The sequence below is a fragment of the Leuconostoc carnosum genome (assembly GCF_014207505.1).
Taxonomy (GTDB): Bacteria; Bacillota; Bacilli; order Lactobacillales; family Lactobacillaceae; genus Leuconostoc; species Leuconostoc carnosum.
In genome coordinates this window covers 248,956-256,011 of sequence record NZ_JACHGL010000003.1, presented here as the reverse complement: position 1 = coordinate 256,011, position 7,056 = coordinate 248,956, and the positions used below count along the sequence as shown (strand labels likewise).

At 41.5% G+C, this 7,056-nt stretch carries 3 protein-coding genes and 15 tRNA genes; all 18 read left to right on the top strand.

Annotation, left to right across the window (positions count from 1 at the left end):
• Positions 1-136 precede the first annotated feature (136 nt).
• The 18 genes from HNQ98_RS05040 (at position 137) to prfB (ending at position 7,055) form a co-directional block, all read left to right on the top strand.
• Positions 137-225: transfer RNA gene (locus tag HNQ98_RS05040), tRNA-Ser, on the top strand.
• Positions 226-229: 4 nt separating this feature from the next.
• Positions 230-302: transfer RNA gene (locus HNQ98_RS05035), tRNA-Val, on the top strand.
• 39 nt (positions 303-341) lie between these two features.
• A tRNA-Thr gene (locus HNQ98_RS05030) sits at positions 342-414 on the top strand.
• Positions 415-422: 8 nt separating this feature from the next.
• A tRNA-Gly gene (locus HNQ98_RS05025) sits at positions 423-494 on the top strand.
• Between the two features lie 5 nt (positions 495-499).
• Positions 500-583: transfer RNA gene (locus tag HNQ98_RS05020), tRNA-Leu, on the top strand.
• Positions 584-588: 5 nt separating this feature from the next.
• Positions 589-662: transfer RNA gene (locus tag HNQ98_RS05015), tRNA-Arg, on the top strand.
• A gap of 65 nt (positions 663-727) precedes the next feature.
• Positions 728-801: transfer RNA gene (locus HNQ98_RS05010), tRNA-Pro, on the top strand.
• Positions 802-828: 27 nt separating this feature from the next.
• Positions 829-902 (top strand) — tRNA-Met (locus HNQ98_RS05005).
• A 13-nt stretch (positions 903-915) separates the two neighbouring features.
• Positions 916-989, top strand: a tRNA-Ile gene (locus HNQ98_RS05000).
• 25 nt (positions 990-1,014) lie between these two features.
• Positions 1,015-1,104: transfer RNA gene (locus HNQ98_RS04995), tRNA-Ser, on the top strand.
• A gap of 26 nt (positions 1,105-1,130) precedes the next feature.
• Positions 1,131-1,204 (top strand) — tRNA-Met (locus HNQ98_RS04990).
• Positions 1,205-1,206: 2 nt separating this feature from the next.
• Positions 1,207-1,280 (top strand) — tRNA-Asp (locus HNQ98_RS04985).
• 23 nt (positions 1,281-1,303) lie between these two features.
• Positions 1,304-1,376: transfer RNA gene (locus HNQ98_RS04980), tRNA-Phe, on the top strand.
• 32 nt (positions 1,377-1,408) lie between these two features.
• Positions 1,409-1,479 (top strand) — tRNA-Gly (locus HNQ98_RS04975).
• Between the two features lie 23 nt (positions 1,480-1,502).
• A tRNA-Ile gene (locus HNQ98_RS04970) sits at positions 1,503-1,576 on the top strand.
• A 365-nt stretch (positions 1,577-1,941) separates the two neighbouring features.
• Entirely contained in the window at positions 1,942-3,252 is a 1,311-nt protein-coding gene (serS, locus tag HNQ98_RS04965) for a serine--tRNA ligase (RefSeq protein WP_135198001.1), read from the top strand.
• A 206-nt stretch (positions 3,253-3,458) separates the two neighbouring features.
• Positions 3,459-5,873: a preprotein translocase subunit SecA gene (secA, locus tag HNQ98_RS04960; RefSeq protein ID WP_014973677.1), complete on the top strand. Its 2,415-nt coding sequence runs from the start codon at positions 3,459-3,461 to the stop codon at positions 5,871-5,873.
• A 63-nt stretch (positions 5,874-5,936) separates the two neighbouring features.
• The gene (prfB, locus tag HNQ98_RS04955) at positions 5,937-7,055 is read left to right on the top strand and encodes a peptide chain release factor 2 (RefSeq protein ID WP_041773124.1); all 1,119 of its coding nucleotides are present in this window, start codon (positions 5,937-5,939) and stop codon (positions 7,053-7,055) included.
• Position 7,056 lies beyond the last annotated feature (1 nt).

Sequence of the window (7,056 nt, the reverse complement as noted above, 5' to 3'; positions counted from 1 at the left end):
CCCATCCCGAACACAGAAGTTAAGCTCTATCACGCCGAAAGTAGTTGCCGGATCGCTGGCTGCGAGGATAGGAAGATGCGGTGCCGTACATAGGTAGCGAAAGTTACAACAGAGAAGTAGAGAGTTAGGAAGATTTGGAGAGGTGTCCGAGTCTGGCCGAAGGAGCATGGTTGGAAACCATGTAAACAAGGAATTGTTTCGAGGGTTCGAATCCCTTCCTCTCCATTATGGACGCTTAGCTCAGCTGGGAGAGCACCTGCCTTACAAGCAGGGGGTCACAGGTTCGATCCCTGTAGCGTCCATTGGCGAAAGTCAAGACCGGCACGCCGGGATAAAAGGATGCCGACTTAGCTCAGTTGGTAGAGCACCGCTCTTGTAAAGCGGGGGTCGAAGGTTCGAGTCCTTTAGTCGGCATGATTTCTGCGGAAGTAGTTCAGTGGTAGAACATCACCTTGCCATGGTGGGGGTCGCGGGTTCGAATCCCGTCTTCCGCTTCTATGCCGGCGTGGCGGAATAGGCAGACGCACAGGACTTAAAATCCTGCGATAGAGATATCGTACCGGTTCGATCCCGGTCGCCGGCATATATGCACCTATAGCGCAATTGGATAGAGCGTCTGACTACGAATCAGGAGGTTGCAGGTTCGACTCCTGCTAGGTGCATAGAGGTTGAAGGAATTCAAACTCTTTTTTAAGTTTAAAGGGGCAAAAGCTCTCGTAGAACTTTTCGGGACGTAGCTCAGCTTGGTAGAGCACCTGGTTTGGGACCAGGGGGTCGCAGGTTCGAATCCTGTCGTCCCGATTGGCAATAAAAGTTGTCAAAGAAGATCGCGGTGTAGCTCAGCTGGCTAGAGCGTCCGGTTCATACCCGGGAGGTCGAGGGTTCGATCCCCCCTGCCGCGATAGGCTCGATATAGGACCTTTAGCTCAGTTGGTTAGAGCAGACGGCTCATAACCGTCCGGTCGTTGGTTCGAGTCCAACAAGGTCCATGCAGGACTACTGTATTGAAACAATGGAGAATTACCCAAGTCTGGCTGAAGGGAACGGTCTTGAAAACCGTCAGGTCGAGAAATCGGCGCGTGGGTTCGAATCCCACATTCTCCTTAGGTAGAGATACCGATTAAAATTATCGCGGGATGGAGCAGTCTGGTAGCTCGTCGGGCCCATAACCCGAAGGTCGTAGGTTCAAATCCTGCTCCCGCAATTGGTCGCATGGTCTAGCTGGTTAGGACGCCTGCCTGTCACGCAGGAGATCGCGGGTTCGAGCCCCGCTGTGACCGTTTAGTATGAGCAGTACTAAGATGGCGCTGTAGCTCAGTTGGTAGAGCATACGATTGAAGCTCGTAGTGTCGGCGGTTCGATTCCGTCCAGCGCCATAGATACACAGAGTGTATCCGACAAAGGATCTGCGAATGTAGTTCAATGGTAGAATTCCAGCCTTCCAAGCTGGCTATGCGGGTTCGATTCCCGTCATTCGCTTTTATGCGGTATGCATAGAAAGAGGGCCTGTAGCTCAGTTGGTTAGAGCACTGTGTTGATAACGCAGGGGTCACAGGTTCGAGTCCTGTCAGGCCCATCAGATGAAGCAAGTCACGTGAGTGCCTTGCTTTTTTTGTCTTGGAAAATTGATACTTGCCTTTTGATATCTTTTTAGATACAATAAATTTATTAACTTACCATAATTAGGCGATCTAAGAAAGTTGTTGGTTGATGAAAAACAACAAGCTGAAACTCCAGTAAGTCACGATAGTTAGTGGGCAATGCCACTCGGTCGTCTCCGTTATCAGATGATGAGTGTTATATATTATGTTGATATATAAAAACTGGGTGGTACCACGGAATCGCGTTTTCGTCCCTTATCTTTTTTGATTAGGATGTGAACGCGTTTTTATATGAGTATAGTTAACTGACCTCTATTGGTTTAAAAAGGAGATAATTATAATGTTGGATATGAAGTATTTACGAAAAAATGTTGATGAGGCTAAGAGACGATTAGGTGATCGTGGTGTGTCTGCTGATCAACTAGATGAGCTACTTGCCTTGGATCAATCAAGACGTGATGCGATCCAAAAAGTAGAAGGATTAAAAGCTGAACGTAACACTGCATCAGATAAAATTGCATATGCTAAGCGTAATAAAGAAGATGCTAGTGTAGCGATTGCAGCTATGCAACGCGTTAGCGCTGAAATTAAAGAATTAGATGCACAACAGGCTTACCTTGACGAACAGGTGCAAAATTTATCTGCTCATTTACCTAATTTAGCAGCCAAAGAAGTACCTATTGGCGAAGATGAAACAGCTAATGTGGAACAACGTGTTTGGGCACCAGCTGACTATCAAAGTCGACCACATGCAGTTGAGAAAACACCAGATTGGTTACAAGCGCACTATGATATAGGTGAGACACTAGGAATTCTAGATTTTGAACGTGGCGCCAAGGTATCTGGTGCTCGTTTCTTATATTATGTTGGTGATGGTGCCAGGTTAGAACGTGCAGTTTATAACTTTATGTTGGATGAGCATCGTAAAGAAGGCTATACTGAAATGATTACACCAATTGTGGTGAATGATTCAGCAATGTTTGGAACAGGGCAATACCCCAAATTTCAAGATGATGCATATCGTGTTGAAGGTCTAACTCAAACTTATATTCCAACAGCCGAAGTACCATTAACAAACTACTATTCAGGTGAAACTTTACCTGCTGAAGAGCTTCCAATTAAATTTACTGCGTTATCGCCATCGTTCCGTAAGGAAGCTGGTGCAGCAGGCAAGGACACACGCGGCTTGATTCGTTTACACCAGTTTAATAAAGTTGAAATGGTTAAATTTACAAAGCCTGAACAGTCATATACAGAATTAGAGGCTATGACAGCGAATGCGGAAAATATTTTGCAAAAACTTGGCTTGCCATATCATGTTATTATGCTATCAACTGGAGATATGGGATTTTCAGCAGCTAAAACATATGATGTAGAAGTTTGGATGCCACAGCAAAATGTTTATCGTGAAATTTCTTCAGTATCAAATACTGAAGATTTCCAAGCACGTCGCATGCACATTACTTATCGTGATGATAATGACAAATTGCAGCTTGTTCACACGTTAAATGGTTCAGGACTTGCTGTTGGACGTACTGTCGCAGCTATTTTAGAGAATTACCAAAATGAAGATGGAACTGTAACAATTCCTGAAGTTCTGCGCCCATATATGGGGGGGCAAGAACAACTTAGAGCAACACCACATCATTAATCTAGTGATGTCTCTAATCAATATATTTATTGATTAGGGATTTTTTTGTGTAGAAGTTTAACGGTGTTATTAAGAGATATAAAATAGTTAAGCATGAAAATTCAAGTTTTGTTATAATAGAACGTAGATTATTGTGCGACAGAACGCACAAATTTAGATTTTATAGGAGAAGCATACAAGCTATTTAATTTTGTGTGCTAAAAATCATGGCAAATCCAATAAGAAAATTAGTTGATAACTCAAAAAAACAACTAAAAAAATTAAATCAGATTGCTGACCAAGTAGACAGCTATGCTGATAGTATGGCTGCAATGACTGATGAACAATTGCAAGCCAAGACAGCAGAATTCAAGCAACACATTGCTGACGAAATTGAAGACATTCAAGATAAAAATAAAAAAAATAAAGTGTTGGCCAATATTTTGGATGACATTTTACCGGAAGTATTTGCGGTAGCTCGTGAAGGGGCAAAACGTGTTCTTGGTCTTTATCCATTCCGGGTTCAAGTTATGGGTTCGGCCGTTTTGCATGGTGGAAACCTTGCTGAAATGCGAACTGGTGAAGGAAAAACATTGACAGCTACTATGGCTGTTTACCTAAATGCGCTTCCGGGTCGTGGTGTTCACGTTGTTACGGTTAATGATTATTTGTCATCACGTGATGCTGAACAAATGGGGCAGCTGTATAATTGGCTTGGTCTATCAGTGGGCGTTAACGTGGGTGATGCACCAGCAGATGAAAAACGTGCTGCTTATGATGCCGATATTACATATTCAACCAACTTTAATATTGGATTTGATTATTTGCGTGATAACATGGTTCGTCGTGCTGATGAACGTGTCATGCAGCGTGGTTTAAACTTTGCCTTGATTGATGAAGCTGATTCGATTTTAATTGATACTGCAAGAACACCGCTGATTATTTCTGGTCCTGGTTCTGGTGTATCACAGTTGTACTCACGTGCTGATCGGTTTGTTAAAACATTGCAACGCGATGAAGATTATAAATTGGACGAAGAAGCTAAGACAACAATGTTGACCAATGAAGGTATTCATAAAGCTGAAGTTTTCTTTAATTTGAATAATCTATATGATGCAGATGATACGGCATTGACACATCATATTGACCAAGCATTACGTGCTAATTATAATTATCTTCAAGATAAAGACTATGTTGTTCAAGACGGTGAAGTTAAGTTAATTGATCAAGCGACAGGTCGTATTTCTGAAGGTACGCGTTTATCTGATGGGTTACACCAAGCCATTGAGGCAAAAGAAAACGTTGAAGTGCAAGAAGAAAATAAGTCTATGGCACAGATCACGTATCAGAATTTGTTCCGAATGTACAAAAAGCTGTCAGGTATGACAGGTACAGCAAAAACAGAAGAAGAAGAATTACGTGAAATTTATAACATGGAAGTTATCACAATTCCAACCAACAAACCGATTAAACGTGTTGATTATCCGGACCTGCTTTATCCATCTGCGCGTGCGAAATACAATGCTGTTGTGAAACTAATTCAAGAATTACATACTAAAGGGCAGCCAGTGTTAATTGGTACGGGTTCTGTCGAATCATCGGAACTATTGTCGAAAATTTTGATGGCTCAAAATGTGCCACATAATGTTTTGAATGCCAAAAATAACGCTAAAGAGGCAGAAATCATTGCCAATGCAGGACAACGTGGTGCTGTAACAGTGGCCACGAATATGGCTGGTCGTGGGACTGATATTAAATTAGGACCAGGTGTTGCTGATCTTGGTGGATTATCTGTCGTTGCTACCGAACGACATGAATCTCGCCGTATAGATAACCAGCTACGTGGGCGTGCGGGTCGTCAAGGTGATGATGGATTCTCACAATTCTTCTTATCATTAGAAGATGACTTAATGATTCGTTTCGGTGCTGATCGAGTACGTATCATTTGGCAACGTATGAATTTGGATGAAGACGAGACAGTGATTACTAATCGTCTGATTACACGATCTGTTGAGTCAGCACAAAAACGTGTTGAAGGAAACAATTATGATACACGAAAGAATGTTCTGCAATATGATGATGTTGTTCGTGAGCAACGTGAATTAATATATAAACAACGTAATATCGTTATTGATGAAGAGAAGTCATTGGAGTGGGTATTACTGCCAATGGTAAAGCGAACGATTGACCGTGTTGTGGATGCACATACAGCAAGTAAGAAAACAGATGAGTGGCAGTTAGAACCAATTGTAACTTTTGCTGGCAATGTCTTAGTTCATGCAGATAGTTTATCTGTTGAAACATTGAAAAGCTTGTCAAGAGATGATATTAAGGCTAAATTACTTGGTTTGGCAAAAGAAAATTATCGTGAAAAGAAAGCACAATTGTACGATCCAGATCAATTATTAGAATTTGAGAAAGTAGTTATTCTACGTGCGATTGACCAGCATTGGACAGATCATATTGATGCTTTGGACCGCTTGCGCCAAGGTGTTGGTTTACGTGGGTATGGGCAATTAAATCCATTAATTGAGTATCAAAATGAAGCCTTTACCAATTTTAATCGTATGATAGCTGATGTTGAATATGATGCCACACGTACGTTTATGAAGGCTGAAATTCGTCAAAATTTACGCTCATAAGCTGATAACATATTAAATATAACGAACCTTGTGTTCGTTTTTATTTTGAAGGGACACAATATAATGGAAATTATCGATGCCAAACATACTTTAGCCGATATCCAAGAAAACATCACAAGATTCCGTGAGACATTAGATTTAGAGGCGTTGACGGAAGAAATTGCTGATTTTGAAAATCAAATGACAGAGTCTGGATTCTGGGATGACAATGTTAAAGCTCAAAAAATAATTGAAGAAAATAATGTGTTAAAAAATCGACGTGATTCTTTTTTGAATTTGACTACTCAAGCAGAAGAAATTGAAGTTTTGATTGAAATGATTTCTGAAGACCCAGAAGATAGCGATATGGCAGCCGAATTGGAAGATAGTGTTGTTAAGGCTCAAAAAGATGTTGAAGCTTATAATTTAGAACAATTATTGACCGAACCTTATGACGCCAATAATGCTATCTTAGAAGTTCATCCAGGATCTGGTGGGACTGAGTCGACGGATTGGGGTGCTAACTTGTATCGTATGTATACACGTTGGGCACAACAACATGATTTTCAAGTGGAAGTGTTAGATTATCATGCCGGTGATGAGGCTGGCATTGATAGTGCGACCATTAAAATTACTGGGCATAATGCTTTTGGGTTTTTGCGGAGTGAGAAAGGTGTACATCGCTTTGTTCGCATTTCACCATTTGATTCAGCAGGACGCCGTCATACCAGCTTCGTGAGTGTTGATGTCATGCCAGAATTAGATGACACGATTGAAGTCGAAGTTCGTGACGATGATATCAAAATGGATGTCTTCCGTTCTGGTGGAGCAGGTGGTCAAAACGTCAACAAAGTATCAACCGGCGTACGGTTGACTCACGAACCGACAGGTATTGTTGTTTCATCAACTGTTGAAAGAACACAATATGGTAACCGTGATTATGCAATGCGTTTGTTGAAAGGGAAATTATATCAATTGGAACTAGAGAAACAGGAAGCCGAGCGTGCTGCCTTAACTGGTGAAAAGATGGAAAACGGTTGGGGATCGCAAATTCGTTCATATGTGTTGCATCCTTATCAGATGGTTAAAGATCATCGAACAAATTATGAAACCAACCAACCTCAACAAGTACTTGATGGTGATTTAGATCCATTTATTAATGCCTACTTACAGTGGCAACTCAGTTTGAAAAATCCAAATTAAC